At 64.3% G+C, this 21855-nt stretch carries 2 protein-coding genes (1 of these 2 running past the window's edge); both read right to left on the bottom strand.

Annotation, left to right across the window (positions count from 1 at the left end):
• A complete protein-coding gene (locus ACLH0I_RS16880) occupies positions 1-13167 on the bottom strand; it encodes an amino acid adenylation domain-containing protein (protein WP_411384836.1) in 13167 nt (4388 codons plus the stop codon).
• Positions 13164-21855, bottom strand: partial view of a non-ribosomal peptide synthase/polyketide synthase gene (locus ACLH0I_RS16885; RefSeq protein ID WP_411384837.1) — the 3' end only. 20339 nt of this gene lie beyond the right edge of the window; only the last 8692 of its 29031 coding nucleotides appear in the window; its start codon lies off the right edge, out of view; its stop codon occupies positions 13164-13166. The genes ACLH0I_RS16880 and ACLH0I_RS16885 overlap by 4 nt, the downstream gene beginning before the upstream one ends.

Genomic DNA, 21855 nt, shown 5'->3' on the forward strand with positions numbered 1-21855 from the left:
TCAGATACTGCGTTTGCGCGTGAGCGCGGGAATTTTCGTCATCGGCACATTGATGTGCTGTACCTTGCCCACGGCGGCAGCCACCAGGGCCAGCGTGGGCTGGCCGAACAGCACGCGGATATCGGCCTCCATGCCGTCCTTGCGCATGCGTTCGATCAGCGTGACCGCCAACAGCGAATGCCCCCCCAGTTCGAAGAAGTGGTCGTGACGACCGACCCGTTCGACCCTGAGCAACTCCGCCCACAGCGCCGCAAGCTTGATCTCCCTGTCGCCCACGGGGGCTTCATAGAGGCGCGTGACGTACGCATTGCTGTCGGGAGTCGGTAGCGCCTTGCGGTCGAGCTTGCCGTTGGGGGTCAGTGGCAATGCATCCAGGCGCACGTAGGCCACCGGCACCATATAGGCCGGCAACTGCGCTTGCAGGTGCGCGCGCAGGGCTTCGATGTCTAGTACTTCGCCCGACGAATGCTGGGTGAAATAGGCCACCAGGCGCTTGTCGCCCGGCACGTCTTCACGGGCCAGCACCACGGTTTCGTTCAAGGCCTCGTGTTGAGAGAGCTTGGCTTCGATCTCGCCCAGCTCGATGCGGAAACCGCGGATCTTGACCTGATCGTCGTTGCGACCCAGGTATTCGATGTTGCCGTCCGGCAGGTAGCGGCCCAGGTCGCCGGTTTTGTACATGCGGGCATTGGGAACATTGCTGAATGGGTCTTTCAGGAAACGCTCGGCGGTCAGGTCATCGCGGTTCAAATAACCCCGCGCCACCCCGGCGCCACCGATGTAGATTTCACCTGGCACGCCCAGCGGCACCGGTTGTTTGTGCTCGTCCAGCAGGTAGAACTGGGTGTTGGCCACCGGTTTGCCGATATGGGCGACAAACCCGTCTTCACGGGCCATCGACACCCAGCTTGAATAAGTAGTGGTTTCCGAAGGACCGTAGAGGTTGCATAGCCGTTTGACCTGGGTCTGCTCGAACAACGCTTCCACCAGGCTGCGCTTCAAGGCTTCACCGGCCACGTTGACGGTGTCGACGCCCTCGCCTACACCGCCAGACTCCAGCAACGCCTTGAGCGCCGACGGCACCGTATTGATCAAGGTGATGTCGTGCTCGCCCTGTTGCAGTTCCAGCACATTAGTGACCACGTCGATGCTGCCACCCGAGGTCAACGGGGCGAAGCACTCATAGACCGCCAAGTCGAAGTTCAGCGAGGTCGAGAACAAGGTTTTCGACAGGGTTTGAGCGTCAAATGAGCGATGCGCCCAAGTGAGGAAGTTCACCGTGTTGCGGTGTTCGATCATCACGCCCTTGGGCAGACCGGTCGAACCCGAGGTGTAGATGACGTAAGCCAGGTGCGAGGACGTCAGCTCATCCACCTCGGGATTCTGGATGGATTCGTCCTGCCACAAACCACTGTCGAGATCGATCACCGGCATCGATGCTGCTGCCAGCAACTCAAGGGTCGCCGTCTGCGCCAACACCGCCGCTGGCGCACTGTCTTCCAGCATGTAGGCAATCCGATCCAACGGATACGCCGGATCCAGCGGCACATAACCGCCACCGGCCTTGAGAATTGCCAGCAGCCCCACGACCATGTCGATACCGCGCTCTACACAGATCGCCACCCGCGAATCCGGCTGTACACCCTGCTTGCACAGGTAATGGGCCAGACGGTTGGCCTGCTCGTTCAACGCGCGATAAGTCAGGCGTTGCTCGCCACGAACCACCGCCACAGCCTCCGGCGTGCGCTGCACCTGCGCCTCGAACAACCCATGAATCGTCTGCTGCCGCGGATAGTCGGCCTCAGTGGCGTTGAACGTCACCAGCAGTTGCTCACGTTCCGAGGCCGGCAGGATCGACAATTGCTGCAAGGGCCTGTCCGGCTGTTGCTCAAGCATATGGACCAGGTTTTCCAGGGTGTGCCGCACATAACCACAGAGCCGCTGCGCACCAATGCGGGCCGGGGTCATGACGGTAAAGCTGAACGCTTCGCCCTGGTCGTCCACCGACAACATCAGCGGGTAGTTGGTCCGTTCTTCGCCACCCAGCACCTGGATACCGTTCCAGGCTGACAATGTCTCGCTCGACACCGTCGTGGCGGTGTGGCGGTAGTTGAGCAAGGCACTGAACAGCGGCGTCGGCGCCTGCACGCCACTGCAACGTTGCGCCAACGCCAAGGAGGCGTGTTCATGACCCAGCAACGCGGTCAGGCGGGCATGGGTCGCCTTGACCCCGGCGCGCACACCTTGCGCCCCCAGGCCTACGCGCAATGGCAAGGTATTGATGAACATCCCCAGCGCACGGTCGGCCCCCTCGCCGCCCTGCATCCGGCCCACCAGCACCGTGCCGAACACGACATCGTCCTTGCCCGACACCTTGCCCAGGACTTGCGCCCAAACCAGGTGATACAAGCTCGCCGCGCTCACCCCGAGCTGACGCGCCTGGACCCGCAGCCGGCGACTCAGATCGGCCCCGACATCCTGGCGAACTTCCTCCAGGCCGCTGCCATCACCTTGCACATCCTGCAACTCGAACGGCAACGTCGGCTCGTCGATGTCGCCGAGCATGTCGCAAAAGAATGTTTCGTGCTCCTCACGGCTCACGCCCAAGCGCGCCTGGGCCACGTAATTGCGGTACGGCACCGACGCCGACAGTCGCTGCGCCTGGCCGAGCATGTGCGCCTCGATCTCCACGGACAGCACCGCCAGTGACGTGACATCGTCCACCAGATGGTGAAACAACAATATGCCCACCCAGCGTTGGTTCGCCGGGTCTTGCGCATAGACAATCCGCATCATCGGCGCCTGGCGAATGTCCAGGCGGTAGAACCTGGGGTCGAAACGCTGGTGCAACTGCGTGGCGATATCGCCCTGGGCCGGATCCAGCCCAACCGACTCGAAACTCAAGGGTGCGTCACGCCAGACCACTTGCATGGGCTCGGACAGCCCCTCCCAGAGCACGCCGGTACGCAGGATATCGTGCCGGGTAATGACGGCTTGCAACGCGTGGGCGAAATCTTCCAGGCGGGTGAAACTGTCGAAACCGAATATCACCTGCTGCAGATAGGGGTCGCCTTCGGCGGCGGTGAGGTGGTGATACAGAATCCCTTCCTGCAGCGGCGCCAGGGCATAGATGTCCTGGACGTTGCTCACGCCGCCCGGCACCGCCGCGACAATCCGCTCGATCTCCTCTTGAGTCAGGTCGGCCAGCGGCAGCATGTCCGGTGTGATACGTGCGCAACCGGCCGGAATACCGTTGGCCGGTACGACGACTTCCCGGTAGCCCCCGACGGCGGCGGCCAGCGCGGCCAACGTGGGCTGACCGAACAAGACCCGCACATCGACGCTCAAGTCGACCTGGCGCATGCGTTCGATCATTTTGACCGCCAGCAGCGAGTGCCCGCCCAGCTCAAAGAAATTGTCATGACGACCGACCTGTTCGAGCTTGAGCAAGTCCTCCCAAATGCGGGCAATGCTGGCTTCCACTTCACCCTGCGGGGCCTCGTACTCACGAGCGATCACCGCTGAATGATCCGGTGTCGGCAGCGCCTTGCGGTCAAGCTTGCCGTTGGGCGTCAACGGCAGTGCCTCGAGCCGCACGTAGGCGGTCGGCACCATGTACTCCGGCAGTTGCCCTAGCAGATGGGTACGCAGGGCCTCGATATCCGCCATTTCATCCACTGAGTGCGTGGTGAAATAGGCCACCAGGCGTTTCTCGCCCGGCGCATCTTCACGGGCCAGCACCACGGCTTCCTTCACCGCCTCGTGTTGCGCCAATTTGGCTTCGATCTCGCCCAATTCGATACGGAAACCACGGATCTTCACTTGGTCATCGTTGCGTCCCAGGTACTCGATGTTGCCGTCCGGCAGGTAACGACCCAGGTCACCGGTGCGGTACATCCGGGCATTCGTCGAGGTGCTGAACGGATCCTGCAGGAAACGCTCGACGGTCAATTCCGGACGGTTCAGGTACCCCCGCGCCACCTGCACCCCGCCGATGTAAATCTCCCCGGCCACGCCCAAGGGCACCGGTTGTTGATGGTCATCGAGCAGGTAGATCCGCGTGTTGGCAATCGGCTTGCCGATGGGCGTGCTGTCCGGGGTGTCTGCACCCGTGCAGTCCCACGCCGTCACGTCCACCGCCGCTTCGGTCGGGCCGTACAGGTTGTACAGGCCGGTGCGGGGCAGTTGCGCCTTGAAGCGCCGCACCAAGTGCCCCGGCAACGCCTCGCCGCTGCACATCACCCGCACCAAGCCTTCGCATTGATCTGCCTCGCCATGGGCCAGGAACACATCGAGCATCGACGGCACGAAATGCAGCGTGGTGATGCCTTGGGCCTGGATCACTTCGCGCAGGTACGCCGGGTCGCGATGCCCGCCCGGACGGGCCATCACCAGCCGCGCGCCGCTGAACAGCGGCCAGAAGAATTCCCACACCGACACGTCGAAGCTGAACGGGGTCTTTTGCAGCACCGCGTCCGCGGCGCTCAAACCGTATTCGTCCTGCATCCACAGCAGCCGGTTGACCACCCCGCCGTGTTCGTTCATCACGCCCTTGGGCAGGCCGGTGGAACCCGAGGTGTAGATGACATAGGCCAGGTGATGGGCATGCAGGCCCTCGACCTGCGGATTGTCGGTGGGCTGCGTCGAGAAACCGTCCGCCTCATCCAGCAACAGGGTCCGCGCCTGGGTAGCCGGCAGGCTCGCCTGCAACGCGCGCTGGGTCAGCACCACCATGGGCGCGCTGTTTTCCAGCATGTAGGCCAGGCGCTCGCGGGGATAATCCGGGTCCAGCGGCACATACGCCGCGCCGGCCTTGAGAATGCCCAGCAGCCCGGCGACCATGTCCAGGCTGCGATCGGCGCAGATCGCCACGCGGTCATCCGGGCGAATGCCCAGTTCCAGCAGGCGATGGGCAATCTGGTTGGCCCGACCATTGAGTTGCGCGTAGCTCAGTCGCGCCTCGCCAGAGACCACGGCGGCCGCGTCCGGGCAGGCCGCGACCCGGGCCTCGAACAGGCCGTGCAAGGTCAGGCCCTGCGGGTAGTCGACCGCCGTGGCATTGAACGTTTCCAGCAGATGCCGGCGTTCGGCCGCCGGCAGACTGGTGAGGGCATGCAGCGGCGTATGCGGTGCCTGCTCCAGTGCGGTGACCAGGCCTTCGAGCGTGGCCTGCACGTATTCGCCGATACGCCGCGCACCGGTCCCGACCAGCGCCTGCACCACCAGGCTGAAACCCTCGCCCTCATCATCCACGCTCAAGGCCAGGGGATAATTGGTGCGTTCTTCGCCTCCGAGCGTCTCGATGCCCTCCCATGCCGAGACCGTCTGCGCAGTGGCCTCGAGCCCACAATGGCGGTAGTTGAGCATCGAGCTGAACAGTGGGGTCGGTGCTACGACACCGCTGCAACGCTGGGCCAGCGCCAGCGAGGCATGTTCGTGGCCGAGCAGCCCGGTAAGCCGCTTGTGCGTGGACCGCACGCCTTCCACCACGCCCTGCTCACCCAGGCTCACCCGCAATGGCAGGGTGTTGATGAACATCCCCAAGGCGCGGTCGGCGCCCTCGCCGCCTTGCAGCCGGCCCAGAAGCACCGTGCCAAAGACGACGTCGTCGCGAGCGCTGACATGCCCCAACACCCGCGCCCAGGCCAAGTGCATCACGCTCGCCGCGCTGACACCCAACTGTCGGGCTTGTTCGCGCAGACGACGACACAAACCTGCCGCCACCACCAGCCTGACCTCCTCCACACCGTTACCATCACCCTGCACATTCTGCAGGCCGAACGGCAGCGTCGGCTCGTCGATGTCGCCGAGCATCTCGCGGAAAAACGCTTCATGCTCCTGCTGGCTTACCCCCAGGCGGGCCTGGGCCACATAGTTGCGGTAAGGCACCGCAGCGCCCAACTGGTGCGCCTTGCCGAGCATATGGGCCTGCATTTCGCGGTCCAGCACTTCCAGGCCGGTATGGTCCAGCACCATATGATGGAACAGCAGCATCGCGATCCAACGCTGGTTGGCGGCATCCTCGACGATGGCCAGGCGCAGCAACGGGGCCTGACGCACATCCAGCCGGTAATGCCGGGCATCGAAACGTTCGTACAGCTGCGTAATGACATCTGCGCCGTTCGGCTCCGGTACTTGCTCATCAATCATGAGCTGCGCCCGACGCCACACGACCTGCATGGGATCCTCGAGGCCCTCCCAGACGATCGAGGTCCTGAGAATGTCGTGGCGGTCGATCACCTGCTGCAACGCCTGGATGAACTCATCCAAGCGTTCGCGGCGCTCAAAACCGAACACCGTCTGCAACACATACGGATCGCCTTTTTCCGCCGTCAGATGGTGATACAGAACGCCTTCCTGCAAGGGGGCCAGCGGGTAGATGTCCTGCACATTGCCCACGCCGCCCGGCACACTCGCCACGATCCGATCGATCGCCTCCTGGCTCAGTACCGCCAACGGCAACAGGTCAGGCGTGATGCGCTGGCAACCCTCGACGATCGCGTTGGCCGGCACCACCACCTCACGATACCCACCGACCGCGGCGGCCAGGGCGCGTAGCGTCGGCTGGCTGAACAGCACCCGCACGTCCACCGACAGGTCGACCTGGCGCATGCGCTCGATCAAGCTCATCGCCAATAACGAATGCCCACCCAGTTCAAAGAAATGGTCGTGGCGCCCCACCCGTTCGACCTTGAGCAGTTCGGCCCACAGTTGCGCCAGGGTCTGTTCGACCTCGCCCTGCGGCGCTTCGTATTCACGGCTGGCATAGGCGTCGGCGTCCGGTTCCGGCAATGCGCGACGATCCAGTTTGCCGTTGGCAGTCAGCGGGAAGGATGGCAATACCACGAAAGCACTCGGCACCATGTAGTCAGCCAACGCGGCCACCAGTTCGGCGCGCAACGCCTGCGCCGACAAGGTGATGCCGTCTTCAGGGATGACATACCCCACCAGGCGCTTGGGCCCCGTTTCGTCCTGGCGCGCCAGCACCACGGCGTCTTTCACGCCCGCACATTGGCCCAGGCGGACTTCGATCTCGCCCAGTTCGATACGGAAACCGCGGATCTTCACCTGGTCGTCGTTACGGCCCAGGTACTCCACCACCCCATCCGCCCGCCAGCGCGCCAGGTCTCCGGTGCGGTACAGCACGGCGTCGGGCTCGGCATTGAACGGGTCGGTGACGAACTTCTCGGCGGTCAGCTCGGGACGGTTCAGATACCCTTTCGCCACGCCATCGCCACCGATGTACAGCTCGCCCGCCACGCCGGCCGGCACCGGCTGCCGGTGGGTATCCAGTATGTAGACCCGGCTGTTGCCAACCGGACGGCCAATCGGGATCCCGCCCTCGCCCACGGCCTTGATTTCGTGGGTGGTGGTGAAGGTGGTCGCTTCGGTCGGCCCGTAGCCGTTGAGCAAGTGAGCCGGGGCGCCTTCGCTCAGCACCCGAGCGATTACCGCCGGGTCGAGCACATCGCCGCCGACGATCAAATAGCGCAGCTGTCCGAATACGTCCATCAGGCCGCTGGCGTATTGGTGGAACAGACCGGCGGTCATCCACAACACACTGACCGATTGCTCAAGCAGCAGTGCGCGGAAACGCGCTTGGGTCAGCAATACGTCCTGTTCGACCACCACCACGCAACCGCCGTTGAGCAACGGCGCCCAGACGTCCAGGGTGCTGGCGTCGAAGGCCGGATTGGAGGCAAAGGCCACTCGGTCGTGCTCGTTGAAATCCGCGTAACCGTTGTTGATCACCAGCCGGTTGACGGCGCGATGCGGTACCAACACGCCTTTTGGCGTGCCGGTGGAACCGGAGGTGAACATGAGGTAGGCCACCGATTCGCTGCTTTGCGCCAGGTCGAGGTTATCGGCGACTTCATTGAAGACTGCCGTATCCAGATCCACCCGTTGCGAGCTGTCAGGCGCTACCGCCGTGCTCAACGTCAACACGACCTGCGCCCCGCTGTCCTGCACCATGAACTGCTGGCGTTCCAGAGGCGCGCTGACATCCAGCGGGACATAGACGGCGGCACATTTGAGAATCGCCAACTGGCTGACCAACAGCTCAATCGAGCGTTCCAGCGCAATCGCCACGCAATCGCCCGGCTGTACGCCCCGATCGATCAGATGGCGCGCCAGGCGATTGGCTCTGGCATTGAGTTCACCGTAGGTCAGGCGTTGCCAAGCATGCACGGCGGCGATGGCCTGCGGCCGGGCCAACACCTGCGCTTCGAACACCCCATGAACGGTCCTGTCCTGCGGATAAGGGCGCCGGGTAGCGTTGAAATCCACCAGCAACTGCTCGCGCTCGGCTTCCGGCAGGATCTCCAGACGGTTGAGCGGCGTCCGTGAGGCGTGCTCCAGTGCCAGGACCAGGTGTTCAAGTGCCGTGTGCATGTAGCCGCAGATGCGGGTCGCCCCCATCCCTTGCAATACCTGGGCATCCAAACTGAAACCTTCGCCCAGGTCGTCCACAGACAGGGTCAACGGGTAGTTGGTGCGCTCTTCGCCGCTGAGGTTTTCCATTCCCTGCCAGGCGTCCGTGGCCTCGGCTGAAGCCATGCCAGCAGCGCTGTGCCGATAGTTGAGCAAGGCGCTGAACAACGGCAGCGGCGCAACCACGCCGCTGCAACGTTGGGCCAGGGCCAACGAGGCGTGTTCATGGCCGAGCAGCGCGCTCAAGCGTGCATGGGTGGCCTTGACCCCGACGCGCACGTCCGGCTCATCCAGGTCGATCCGCAACGGCAAGGTATTGATGAACATGCCCAGGGCACGGTCGGCGCCCTCGCCGCCCTGCATCCGGCCCATCAGTACGCTGCCAAACACCACATTGTCACGCCCGGACAAGCGTCCGAGTACCTGTGCCCAGGCCAAATGGTGAAGGCTGGCGGCACTCACGCCCAACTGCCGCGCCTGGGCCCGCAGGCGACGACTCAAACCAGCGTCCACCTGCAGCCGCGCTTCCTCGACACCGCGCCCGTCGCCCTGCATCTGCTGCAAGCCCAATGGCAGCGTGGGTTCGTCGACATCGCCCAGCATCTCGCGGAAAAAAGCCTCGTGCTCTGCCTGGCTGACACCCAGGCGCGCCTGTGCCACGTAGTTGCGGTACGGCATCGCGTCGGGCAAGGCATCGGCTTGCCCGAGCAGGAACGCCTGCATCTCCTGTTGCACGACCTCCAGGGCCGTGTGGTCGAGGGCGATGTGATGGAACAACAGTATCGCTACCCAGCGCTGGTTGGCCGGGTCATGGGCAAAGCGCAGGCACATCAGCGGAGCCTGGCGAATATCGAGGCGATGATAACGGGCGTCGAAACGTGCATGCAGTTGGGTCACCGCATCACCGTCTACGGCATTGAGGGCGATCTGTTCGATGCTCAATACCGCCTCGCGCCAGACCACCTGCACCGGCTGTTCCAATCCCTCCCACAACACCGACGTGCGCAGGATATCGTGACGATCGATCACGCTTTGCAGCGCCTGCGCGAACGCGTCGAGGCGTGCCTCGCTCCGGAAGGCGAACAGCGCCTGCAATCCGTAGGGATCTCCCTGCGGGGTCGACATGTGATGGTAGAGAATGCCTTCCTGCAGCGGTGCCAGCGCGTAGATGTCCTGTATGTTCGGCGCACCGCCCGGCACGCTCGCCACGATGCGGTCGATGGCATCCTGGCTGAGCGTCGCCAGCGGCAACATCTGCGGGGTGATCCGTTCGCAGCCCGGCGTGATCCCGTTGGCGGGCACCAGGACTTCGTTGCCACTGCCCACCGCCGCGGCAAGTGCCGCGAGGGTCGGCTGGCCGAACAGCACACGCACATCCGCGCTCAAGCCGACCTGACGCATTTGCTCGATCAGGTTGACGGCGAGCAAGGAGTGGCCGCCCAGTTCGAAGAAGTGGTCATGACGGCCAACCCGTTCAACCTTGAGCAGGCCTTGCCAGATATGCGCCAGGGTGATTTCGGTCTCACTCCGAGGGGCTTCATAACCGCGGGTGATCAACGCATGGTGGTCCGGTGCCGGCAGGGCCTTGCGGTCGAGTTTACCGTTCGGGGTCAGCGGCAACCTGTCGAGACGCACGTAGGCCGACGGCACCATGTGCTTGGGCAAATGCACCTGCAACTGCGCTTGCAGACCCTCAGGCGCGAGCGTCTGGTCGGCGGCGTCGTGCACCGTGTAGTAGGCCACCAGGCGTTGGTCATCCGCCGCCTCTCCCAGCGCAATGACCACGGCCTCTCGAACGCCGGCGCAAGCACCCAGCCTGGATTCTATTTCACCCAGTTCAATGCGCAGGCCCCTGATTTTCAGTTGACCATCGTTACGCCCCAGGTACTCGATGTTGCCGTCCGGCAAATAGCGTCCCAGATCACCGGTACGGTACATCCTGGCATTTTGCACAAGGCTGAACGGATCCTTCACGAAACGCTCGGCGGTCAACTCCGGCCGGTTCAAATAGCCCCGCGCAACCCCCGCGCCACCGATATACAGCTCACCGGCCACCCCGACCGGAACCGGTCGCAATTGTGCATCCAGCAGATACACCCGCGTGTTGGCCACCGGTCTGCCGATATGCAACACCGGCTGCGAAGCGTCGATCCGGCCCGAGGTGGCGACCACGGTCGTTTCCGTCGGACCGTAGTTGTTGATCACATCGAAGGGCAGATCGGCCGGCAGCTTGCGCAGGCGATCGCCTCCGATCAGCAGCTTGCGCAACCGATCGTTACCCAGGTTGCGACCCAATGTGTACTCGGCAATGGGGGTGGGCAGGAAACACACATCCAGCGCCTGGGCCTGCCACCAGTCGAGCAGCGCATCGACATCCTCGCTACCGGCATGCGCCGGAGGCAGCAACAACGTGGCGCCCGCGCAGAGTGCGGGCCAGACTTCCCAGGCCGCCGCATCGAAACCGAAACCGGCGACGCTGGAGGTACGGCTGCCACGTCCCACTGCGAAGGCGTGACAATGCCAATCCACCAGATTGTTGAGATTGCGATGCTCGACCATCACCCCTTTGGGCAGACCGGTCGATCCGGAGGTGTAGATCACATAGGCCAAGTGCTGGGCGTCAAGCCCCTGCACCTGGGGGTTGGAGACGGATTCGCCCCGCCAGTCGTCGCCATCGAGATCAACGACAGGCAGCGAGACGTCGCCCAACAGGGGGTGGGTACGGGTCTGTGCCAGTACCGCCACCGGCGCACTGTCCTGCAGCAGGTAGGCAATACGTTCCGCCGGGTAAGCCGGGTCTATGGGGACATACCCCGCACCGGATTTCAGGATGCCCAACAAGCCGACGATCATCTCCAGGCTACGCTCGACACAGATCGCCACCCGATCATTCGGCCCGACGCCCAAGGCCAGCAGGCGGTGTGAAACCTGATTCGCCCGAGCGTTGAGTTCGCCGTAGGTCAGTGTCTGGTCGTCGTGCTCCAGCGCAACCGCCTCGGGCTGCTCGCTGGCCTGGGCTTCGAACCGCCGATGGATCAGCGCGTCGAGTGCATACGCCGCGTCTGTCATATTCCAGGTTTCGAGCAATTGCCTGCGTTCGGCCGGTGGCAGTATCGACAGACTGTTCAATGGGCTCCGCGGCGAGGTCTCCAGCGCCGCCACCAGCTGTTCCAACGCAATGTCCATGTACATGCAAACCCGCTGCGCGCCAATCTGCGGCACGGCCAGCACCGACAGGCTGAAATCGTCGCCCAGGTCGTCTACCGACAGGGACAGCGGAAAATTGGTGCGCTCCTGCGCGCCCAGGCTTTCGATCCCCTCCCAGGCCAGGCTGGCTTCCGGCGGGAGAGCCTGGGCCGCGCCGGCGCTGTGTCGATAGTTCAGCAGCGCGCTGAACAGCGGCGCCGGTGCCACCACGCCGCTGCAACGTTGGGCCAGGGCCAGGGAGGCGTACTCATGGCTGAGCAAGGCACTCAACCAGGCATGGGTGTCTTTCACTCCATCGCGCACGCTTTGCGCGCCCACGCCCACCCGCAACGGCAAGGTATTGATGAACATGCCCAGTGCCCGGCTCATGCTTTCACCGGCCTGCATGCGCCCCAGCATCACCGTGCCGAACACCACGTCTTCGCGACCCGATACGCAGCCCAGCACTTGGGCCCAGGCCAGGTGAATAATACTCGCCGCGCTGACACCGAGTTGCCGAGCCTGGGCGCGCAGACGGCGACTGAGGTCTGGCGTCAGCGCTTGATGGCCCTCTTCGATGGCGATGCCGTCACCCAGCACATCCTGGTGGCCGAAAGGCAAGGTCGGCTCGTCGACATCGCCCAGCATTTTGCTGAAGAACGCCTCATCGGACTGCCGCTGGCCGGCCTGCCGGGTCCGGGCCACGTAATTACGATAAGGCACCGCGGGGCGCAGTTGCCCGGCCTGCCCCATCAGATAGGCCTGCATTTCGTTCTGTACAACGCTCAGCGCCTCATGGTCGAGGGCCATGTGGTGGAACAGCAGCATGGCGACCCAGCGCTGGTTCGCGGTGTCTTGGGCAACCACCAGCAACAGCAACGGCGCCTGGCTGACGTCCAGCCGATAGTGCCGGGGATCGAAGCGCGCCTGCAGTTGCGCCAGGACGTCGCCCTCGGCGAGGTCGGCGCTGATGTCCTTGACGCCCAGTCGAGCCTCACGCCAGACCACCTGGACCGACTCTTCCAACCCCTCGCGGATGATGGCGGTGCGCAGGATGTCGTGCCGATCGATCACACTTTGCAAGGCATCGATGAAATCGCCCAGGCGTTCACGCCGGGTGATGCTGAAATGAGCCTGCAAAACATACGGATCGCCCTCGGTGGCGATCAGGTGGTGATAGAGAATCCCCTCCTGCAACGGTGCCAGCGGATAGATATCCTGCACATTCGCAGCACCGCCAGGCACCGTCGCAACGATGCGGTCGATGGCTGGCTGATCGAGCGTCACCAGCGGCAGCATGTCCGGCGTGATCTGCACGCAGCCGACGGGAATGACGCTGGCGGGGGTGTCGACTTCGCCGGCCTTGCCTCCCTCGTATTCGCCGGCCTGGATCAACGCGATCAGCGCGGCCTTGTGCTCGCGCAGCAAGGCCAGCACCGCCGGCTCGCTCAGAGACTTTTTGCGGCCCCGTACCACGAGCTGATCACCCTTGACTGAAAGCTGTACGTCTTTTTCTTTTAGTGTCGCCAACAGTTCGATCACACTCACAGGACAATCTCCATTTTTTCTGTCATTGCCGCGTATTCCGAGAGCGTGGGCTGCTCGAACAGCGTCCGCACATCCGCTTCCATACCCTCTTGGCGCATCCGCTCCATCAGGCTGACGGCAAGCAAGGAATGCCCACCCAGTCCAAAGAAGTGATCGTGACGGCCAACGCGCTCTACGTTGAGCACTTCAGCCCACAACTGGGCCAGTGTGATTTCGGTTTCGCCGATGGGGGCTTCGTAGCCCCGGGTGATGAAAGCCTCCAGGTCCGGTGCCGGCAGCACCTTGCGGTTGAGCTTGCCGTTGGGTGTCAGCGGCATGGTGTCGAGGCGTACATAGGCCACCGGCACCATGAAGGCCGGCAGTTGTGCCTGCAGGCAGGTACGCAGCGCTTCGATGTCCGCCGCTTCGTCCGGTGCGTATTGGGTGAAATAGGCCACCAGGCGTTTTTCTCCCGGTACGTCTTCACGGACCAGCACCGCAGCCTCCTTCACCGCGTCGTGCTGGGCGAGCTTGGCTTCGATCTCGCCCAGTTCGATGCGGAACCCGCGGATCTTCACCTGATCGTCATTGCGTCCCAGGTACTGCAGGGTGCCGTCAGGCAGCCAGCGACCGATGTCGCCGGTCTTGTACAGGCGCGCGTCGGCCTTGCCGTAGAACGGGTCGGCGATGAAGCGTTCGGCACTGAGCTGCGGCAGGTTGAGGTAACCGCGGGCCACACCGACACCGCCGATATGGATCTCACCGGGCACGCCCACCGGCACCAACTGCCCGTGAGTGTCCAGCACATGCAATTGCATGTTGCGGATCGGCCGGCCAATCGGGATCGACTGGTGCCGGTAGGTCTCAAGGTCGCTGTCGGCCGTGTACCAGGCAACCACGTCACTGCACTCGGTCGGCCCGTAGCTGTTGATCACCGCCGGCCGTGGCTGGGCGAGCTTCTCCAGCATGGCGACCTGGATCGGTTCACCACCCAGGACCACCCGTTTCAGGCAGGCCAGGGCTTGCTCGTGGTCGGCGTCCACCAGCGCGTGGAAGGCGGTGGGCGACATATTGAGGTGGGTAATCCCGGCCTCGGCGACCTGGGCGACGATGGCGCCGGGGTTGAAGGGTTCGGCGGCCAGGTGCAGCGTGGCCCCGGCCATCAGCGGCGCGAGGATGTTCTTCTGGGTCAGGTCGAAGTTGTAGGAGGACGCCAGCAGCACCGCGTCGTCGGCGTCGAAGGCCAGGTCCTCGAGGTACCAGTCCAGCAGGTTGCGCAGGCCGCGATGTTCGACCATCACCCCTTTGGGCAAGCCGGTGGAACCGGAGGTGTAGATCACGTAGGCCAGGTGGGCCGGCGTCAGGCCAGTGACCTGCGGAGTATGCTCCGGCTCGTCTTGCCATGGACCGGCGTCCAGGTCGATCAGGGGCACCTGAACCTGCGACAAGAATTCTCTGGTCGCTGCCTGGGCCAGCACCGCAGCCGGCTCGCTGTCCGCCAGCATGTAGGCAATCCGCTCCGCGGGATACGCCGGGTCCAAAGGCACATAACCACCGCCCGCCTTGAGAATCGCCAGCAGCCCGATCACCATCTCGGCGCTGCGCTGGACACAGATCGCCACGCGTGAATCCGGTTGCACGCCCTGCTTGCGTAGGTAATGCGCCAACTGGTTGGCTCGCGCGTCCAACTGGCGATAACTCAACGCGTGCTCGCCGTGCTGGACGGCCACGTTGTCCGGCGTACGCTGGACCTGGGCTTCGAACAGCCCGAGAACAGTCTGCTCCTGCGGGTCGTCGGCACCACCGGTATTGAACTCGGCCAGCAGTTTCAGGCGCTCGCTCGGCGGCAGGATCGACAACTGGTGCAACGGCGCCTCTGGCGTCTGCTCAAGCATTTGGATCAGGCCTTCCAGCGCCTGCCCCACATACCCACACAGCCGCTGGGCGCCGATGCGCGCCGGGGTCATGACGGTGAAGCTGAACGCTTCGCCCTGGTCATCCACCGACAACGTCAGCGGGTAGTTGGTCCGCTCTTCGCCACCCAGCACCTGGATGCCGTCCCAAGCCGACAAGGCTTCGGCGGAAGCTGCCGCGCCGGTGTGACGGTAGTTGAGCAAGGCACTGAACAACGGCGTCGGCGCCTCTACGCCGCTGCAACGTTGCGCCAGCACCAACGAGGCGTGCTCATGGCCGAGCAAGGCGGTCAGTCGGGCATGGGTTGCTTTCACACCCGCACGGACACCGGTTTGCCCCAGGTTCACCCGCAACGGCAGCGTATTGATGAACATCCCCAGTGCACGGTCGGCGCCCTCGCCGCCCTGCATCCGGCCCACCAACACGGTGCCGAACACCACGTCGTCGCGACCCGAGACCGTGCCCAGCACCTGCGCCCAGACCAGGTGATACAGGCTCGCCGCGCTCACCCCGAGCTGACGCGCCTGGACCCGCAGCCGACGGCTGAGGCCGGCCTCGACCTCCTGGCGAACCTCTTCGATGCCGCTGCCGTCGCCTTGCACATCCTGCAAATCGAACGGCAACGTCGGCTCGTCGACATCACCGAGCATGTCGCGGAAGAACCGTTCATGGGCTTCGCGACTCACGCCCAACCGAGCCTGGGCCACGTAGTTGCGGTACGGCACCGATGCCGGCAAGCGTTGTGCCTGGCCGAGCATGTGCGCCTCGATCTCCGCGGACAGCACGGCCAACGAGGTGGCGTCATCCACCAGGTGATGGAACAACAGCATGCCCACCCAGCGCTGGTTGGCCGGGTCTTGCGCATAAGCGACCCGCATCAGCGGCGCCTGGCGAATGTCCAGGCGATAGTGCCGGGGGTCGAAACGCTGATGCAGCTGCGTGGCAACCTCCCCGGCCGCCGGATCCAGCTCAACCGCCTCGACCACCAGCCGCGCGTCACGCCAGACCACCTGCATGGGCTCGGCCAAGCCTTCCCAGAGCACGCCGGTGCGCAGGATATCGTGACGGGAAACGACCGCTTGCAGCGCTTGGGTGAAATGCTCCACATGGGCAAAGCTGTCGAACGCGAACATCACGTATTGCAGGTAGGGATCGCCCTGGGCAGAGGCGATGTGGTGATACAGGATCCCTTCCTGCAACGGCGCCAGGGCGTAGATATCCTGCACATTTGTCACGCCACCCGGCACCGTGGCCACGATCCGGTCGATGGCGTCCTGGTCGAGTGCGGCCAGGGGCAGCATGTCCGGGGTGATCCGCGTGCAACCGTCCGGGATCGCGTTGCCCGGCACCACGACTTCCGTGTGCCCACCCACCGCGGCAGCCAGGGCCGCCAGCGTCGGTTGGCCGAACAGCACCCGCACATCGGCACTCAAACCGACGTGACGCATGCGTTCGATCAGCTTCACCGCCAGCAGCGAATGGCCACCCAATTCGAAGAAGTTGTCGTGACGGCCGATTCGCTCAAGGTCCAGCAGGTCTTGCCAGATCGCGGCGATGACTGTCTCGGCCTCGCCTTGCGGCGCTTCGTATTCGCGGGCCGCCACCGCCGACTGATCCGGCGCCGGCAAGGCCTTGCGGTCGAGCTTGCCGTTGGTGGTCAACGGGAACGCCTCGAGGACCACGAACGCGCTCGGCACCATGTAGTCCGCCAGCGAAGCCAGCAATTGTGTACGCAGCTCAGCGGCTGACGGTTGCGCGCCGTCTGCGGCAATCACATAGCCCACCAGGCGCTTGTCGCCCGGCGCGTCTTCACGGGCAATGACCACCGCCTCGCTGACACCCTCGCAGGCCGCCAAGCTCGCTTCGATCTCACCCAGTTCGATACGGAAGCCGCGGATCTTCACCTGGTCGTCGTTACGGCCCAGGTACTCGATGCTGCCGTCGGCCAGCCAGCGGCCGAGGTCGCCGGTCCGGTACAGGCGCGCCCCTTCACACCCGCTAAAGGTGTCGGCGATAAACCGTTCCTGGGTCAACTCGGGCCGGTTCAGGTAACCCCGCGCCACGCCCGCGCCGCCCACGTACATCTCACCCACCACGCCCACCGGCACCGGCTCGCGCCGGGCGTCGAGCACGTACAGTTGCAGGTCGGGAATGCGCTTGCCGATGGGGCTGACGCCCGCCAACTGGGCATCAGCCGCTTCAAGCGGACGATACGTCACGTGCACCGTCGTTTCGGTGATGCCGTACATGTTGACCAACTGCGTCCCTGCGTTGGCTACACGGGCATACCAAGGCTTGAGCATCCCGGTTTCCAGCGATTCACCGCCAAAGATCACCTGGCGCAGGCTGTGGCGCAGATCGCTTTCACCCTGGGCCACGATCAATTGCCGGAAAGCGCTTGGCGTCTGGTTCAGCACGGTCACACCGGCCTCGCACAGCAGCGCGTAGCAATCTTGCGGGGAGCGACTGACCCACTGCGGCACCACCCACAAGCGTCCACCATGGATCAGCGCGCCCCAGATTTCCCAGACCGAGAAATCGAAGGCGAAGGAGTGGAACAGCGCCCACACGTCTTGCGGGCCGAACTCGAACCAGGGTTGGGTCGCCGAGAACAGCCGCGCGACATTGCGGTGTTCGACCATCACGCCCTTGGGCAACCCGGTGGAGCCGGAGGTGTAGATCACATAGGCCAACTGCGACGACGTCAGGCCAGGTACTTGCGGGTTGGCGGTGGACTGGCCGCGCAACGCCGGGTTATCGAGTTCGATCACCCGTACAGACTCTTCGGCCAGCAGCGCCTGGGTGGCGGCATGCACCACGATCGCCACGGGGGAGCTGTCCTCGAGCATGTAGGCGATGCGCTCCGCCGGGGAGGCCGGATCCAGCGGTACGTAGCCGGCGCCCGACTTCAAGATGCCCAACAGGCCGACGATCATGTCCAAGCCGCGTTCGACACAGATCGCGACCCGGTCATCCGGACAAATGCCCAGCGACAACAGGCGATGGGCGAGCTGGTTGGCCTGGGCGTTGAGTTCGCCGTAGGTCAATGCCTGGCCCTCGAACACCACCGCCACCGCGTCGGGTTGCGTCGCGACCTGGGCCTCGAACTGGCGATGGATCAGCGCGTCATGGGCGTACGTCGCCTCTGGCGCGTTCCAGGTCTCCAGCAGTTGCGTGCGTTCGGCCGACGGCAACACCGTGAGGCTGCGCACCGCCGTCTGCGGCGCGTGCTCCAGGGTATCGACCAGGCTGTGCAGGGCAACCTGCACATAGTCACAGATACGTTGCGCACCAATCCGGGACTCGACCTGCACCGTCAGGCTGAAGCCTTCGCCCAGGTCATCGACGTTCAGCGTCAGCGGATAGTTGGTGCGCTCCTCGCTGGACAACATTTGCATGCCGCTCCAGGCGGACAAGCCCTCATCGGTCACCTGCAGCGAACTGTGGCGGAAGTTCAGCAGCGCACTGAACAACGGCGCTGGCGAGGCCACGTCACTGCAGCGTTGGGCCAGGGCCAGGGAAGCATGCTCATGCCCCAGCAGCCCGGTCAGGCGCCCATGGGTGGTCTTCACCGCGTCCCGCACGCTTTGCTCATTCACCGGCACGCAGATCGGCAAGGTGTTGATGAACATGCCCAGGGCCCGGTCGGCCCCGTCGCCGCCTTGCATCCGGCCCAGCAGGACCGTGCCGAAGACCACGTTCTCCTGGCCCGACGCCACGGCCAGGACCTGGGCCCAGGCCAGGTGGACCAGGCTGGCGGCACTGACGCCAAGCTGCCGGGCTTGAGTCCGCAGGCGCAGGCTCAAGGCGTCATCGACAAACACCTTCACTTCTTCGATGCCGTGCCCGTCACCCTGGACCTGGGCCAGGCCGAATGGCAGCGTCGGCTCGTCGATATCGCCGAGCATTTCGCGGAAAAACGCTTCGTGCTCCTGCTCGCTCGTGCCCAGGCGAGCCTGGGCCACGTAGTTGCGGTACGGCACCGATGCGGTCAGGTGTTCGTCCTGGCCCAACAGGTGCATTTGCATCTCATGTTGCATCACATCCAGGGCGGTGTGATCCAGCGCCATGTGATGGAACAACAGGATAGCGACCCAGCGATCCTGGGCCTCGTCCTGTGCATACGCCAGGTGCAACAGCGGGGCCCGGCCCAAGTCCAGGCGACTGTGCCGCGCATCGAAGCGGTTGGCCAGTTGCGTGGCAATGTCTCCGGCCGTGGCATCGGGAACGATGCATTGCGGCTCCAGCACCACCTGGCGCCAGACCACTTGCACCGGTTCATCCAGCCCTTCCCAGACCACACTGGTACGCAGGATGTCGTGGCGATCGATCACAACTTGCAGCGCCCCGATGAACGCGTCGAGGCGTTCGCGGTTGTCGAAGGCGAACTGTGACTGCAACACGTAGGGGTCGCCTTGTTCGGCGGCCAAGTGGTGATAGAGGATGCCTTCCTGCAACGGCGCCAGCGGGTAGATGTCCTGCACGTTGCGCGCACCACCTGGCACCGTGGCGACGATCTGGTCGAGGGTGTCCTGGGACAGGTTGACCAGCGGCAACAACTCGGGGGTGATGCGTTCACAATCCAAAGGAATCAGGTTCGCCGGCACGCTGACTTCCCGGCCGCTGCCAATCGCCGCGGCCAGTGCGGCCAGGGTCGGTTGGCTGAACAGCACACGCACGTCGGCGCTCAAGCCGACTTGGCGCATGCGTTCGATCAGCGTCACGGCCAGCAGCGAATGGCCGCCCAGTTCGAAGAAGTTGTCGTGGCGACCGACCTGTTCCACATTCAGCAACTCGGCCCACATGCCGGCCAAGACCTGTTCAACCTCACCCAGCGGTGCCTCGTAGGCCTGGCTGGCGTAGGCCTCGGCGTGCGGTGCCGGCAGGGCCTTGCGATCCACCTTGCCGTTGAGCGTCAACGGGAACGCCGACAACATCACGAACGCGGCAGGCACCATGTAGTCGGCCAGGGTCGCGGACAATTGCTCGCGCAAGACCGCCACGGTCAGCGTGACCTGCGGCTGGGCAATGGCATAGGCCACCAGGCGCTTTTCGCCCGATTCATCGACCCGCATCAGCACCACCGCATCCTTGACGCCATCACAGGCCACCAGCTTGGCTTCGATCTCGCCCAGCTCGATGCGGAAACCGCGGATCTTCACCTGGTCGTCGTTACGCCCCAGGCACTCCAGGCGGCCCTCCGGCAGCCAGCGACCGAGGTCGCCGGTACGGTAAAGCAACGCGTCGGGTTCATGGCTGAACGGGTCGGCGATGAATTTTTCCGCGGTCAGGTCCGGCCGGTTCAGGTAACCCTTGGCCACGCCCTTGCCGCCAATGTACATCTCGCCGACGACACCCAACGGCGCCAACTGCTGGCGCGCATCGAGCACGTACACCTGGGTGTTGCCGATCGGTCCGCCGATGGGCACGCATTCGGCATCCGCCGCCACGGCCTTCACTTCAAAGGTGGTGGCGTAGGTGGTGGTTTCGGTCGGGCCATAGCAGTGCACCAGACGCAGGTCCGGCGCCAGCTCCAGCAAGCGCCGGAACGATGCCACATCGGCCCGTTCCCCGCCGCACAGCAGGATGCGCAGGCCGCCGATGGCCTGGGGTATCAGTTGCACGTACTGGTTGAAGATCGCCGTGGTCACGAACAGCACCGTGACGCCCGAATCCTTCAGCACCTGGGCAAACCGCGCAGGTTCCAGCAGGGTTTCGTGGTCGATCACCACCACTTGCCCGCCATTGAGCAAGGCGCCCCAGACGTCCATGGTGCTGGCGTCGAACGCCGGGTTGGAAGCGAAGGCGATGCGGTCGTGCTCGTTGAAATCGGCGTAACCGTTGTTGATCACCAGGCGGTTGATGGCCCGATGGGGAACCAGCACGCCTTTCGGGGTGCCGGTGGAGCCCGAGGTGTACATGATGTAGGCGATCGATTCACTGGACTGCGCCAATGCCGGGTTGTGCACCGGGCCCTGGCTGTCCAACGTGTCCAGGTCGATGCGCCGCGCGCCTTCCGGCACGGTCTCGGTACTGAGTGTCAGCAGGCACTGGGCCTGGCAATCGTCGAGCATGAACCTTTGGCGTTCCAGGGAGGCGTTGCGGTCCAAGGGCACATAGGCCGCCGCGCACTTGAGGATCGCCACCTGACTGGCCAGCAACTCGATGGAACGGGGCAACAGGATCGCGACGCAGTCATCCGATTGCACACCGAGGCCGATCAGGTGATGGGCCAGGCGATTGGCCCGCTCGTTCAACTCCCCGTAACTCACGTGCCGCGGTCCATGCACCACTGCAATCACGTGTGGCAGGTGCGCGGCCTGGGCCTCGAACAGGGCCAGGACGGTCTGCTCCTGCGGATAGGCACGCTTGGTGGCGTTGAAATCCACCAGCAGTTGGTTACGTTCGGTTTCCGGCAGGATCTCCAGGCGGTTGAGTGGTGTCTGGGGCGCGTGTTCGAGGGCCTGCACCAGGCTTTCCAGGGCCGTGTGCATGTAGGCGCAGATACGAGAGGCACCCACTCCTTGCAACACCAGGGCGCTCAATATGAAGCCGTCGCCCAGGTCATCCACCGACAGGGTCAGTGGGTAATTGGTCCGTTCTTCGTTGCTCAGGAACTCGATGCCCTGCCACGCGGCCAGGGTTTCATTCGAGACCTCGGCCGCAGCGCTGGCGCTGTGCCGATAATTGAGCAGCGCGCTGAACAGCGGCAGCGGCGCGACCACGCCACTGCAACGTTGGGCCAAGGCCAGCGAGGCGTGTTCATGGCCCAACAACCCGGTCAGCCGTGCGTGA

Origin of the sequence: Pseudomonas sp. MPB03, from assembly GCF_046605385.1 — a bacterium.
Classification (GTDB): domain Bacteria; phylum Pseudomonadota; class Gammaproteobacteria; order Pseudomonadales; family Pseudomonadaceae; genus Aquipseudomonas; species Aquipseudomonas zanjanensis.